The sequence below is a fragment of the Nguyenibacter vanlangensis genome, from assembly GCF_013376155.1.
GTDB lineage: Bacteria > Pseudomonadota > Alphaproteobacteria > Acetobacterales > Acetobacteraceae > Gluconacetobacter > Gluconacetobacter vanlangensis.
The window spans coordinates 1-950 of the sequence record NZ_JABXXP010000916.1 but is presented as its reverse complement, the minus strand read 5'-3'; the positions used below and the strand labels follow the sequence as shown (position 1 = coordinate 950).

General features: G+C 71.8%; 1 protein-coding gene. It reads right to left on the bottom strand.

Going from position 1 to position 950, the window contains the following annotated elements; translation table 11 throughout:
* Positions 1-950 (bottom strand): helicase-related protein (locus tag HUK84_RS20140; RefSeq protein ID WP_176641782.1); only part of this gene is annotated, 950 nt, incomplete at both ends.

The following is a 950-nucleotide window of genomic DNA, read 5'->3' as shown; positions in this document are numbered from 1 at the left end:
CGCAGGTCCGGCAGGCCGGACTGGCGCCGCCCCGTCAGGTCCCCGCCGCCGCGCAGGCGGAAATCCTCGTCCGCGATCAGGAACCCATCCTCGGTATCGCGCAGCAGCGACAGCCGCCGCCGCGCCGTCCGGCTCAGCGCATCGTCATGCAGCAGCAGGCAGAAGGACTCGTCCGCGCCGCGCCCCACCCGCCCGCGCAACTGATGCAGTTGCGCCAGCCCGAACCGCTCGGCATGCTCGATCACCATGACCGTGGCGGCGGGAATATCCACCCCGACCTCGATCACCGTCGTCGCCACCAGGATGCTGGTCTTCCCCGCGGCGAAATCGGCGATCGCCGCCTCGCGCACCGCGATATCCTGCCGCCCGTGCGCCAGCCCCACCCGGCCGGCGAAACGGTCCTCCAGCGCGGCGAAACGCGCCTCGGCCGCGGCGATGTCCACCGCCTCGCTCTCGCTGACCAGCGGACAGACCCAGAAGATCCGCGCCCCGCGCCCGATCGCCCGCGCGATCCCCGCCAGCACGTCGTCCAACTGCGCCATGGCATGCAGCGAGGTCCGCACCGGCTTGCGCCCCGCCGGCTTCTCGTTCAGCCGGCTGACCTGCATCTCCCCCCACTGGCTCAACAGCAGGGTGCGGGGGATCGGGGTCGCGGTCATGACCAGCACGTCGGTCCGGTCGCCCTTTTCCCCCAATTGCAGGCGCTGCTCCACGCCGAAGCGATGCTGCTCGTCGATCACCACCAGCGCCAGGTCGGCAAACGCCACCTTGTCCTGGAACAGCGCATGCGTCCCCACCACCAGCGGCGCACGGCCCGATTCCACGTCCTCCAGCACCATCCGCCGCGCGCGGCCCTTCACGCTGCCGCTCAGGAACGCCACCGGCACCGGGGCCAGCCGGCTGAACGTCGCCAGGTGCTGCCGCGCCAGGATCTCGGTCGGCGCCATCAG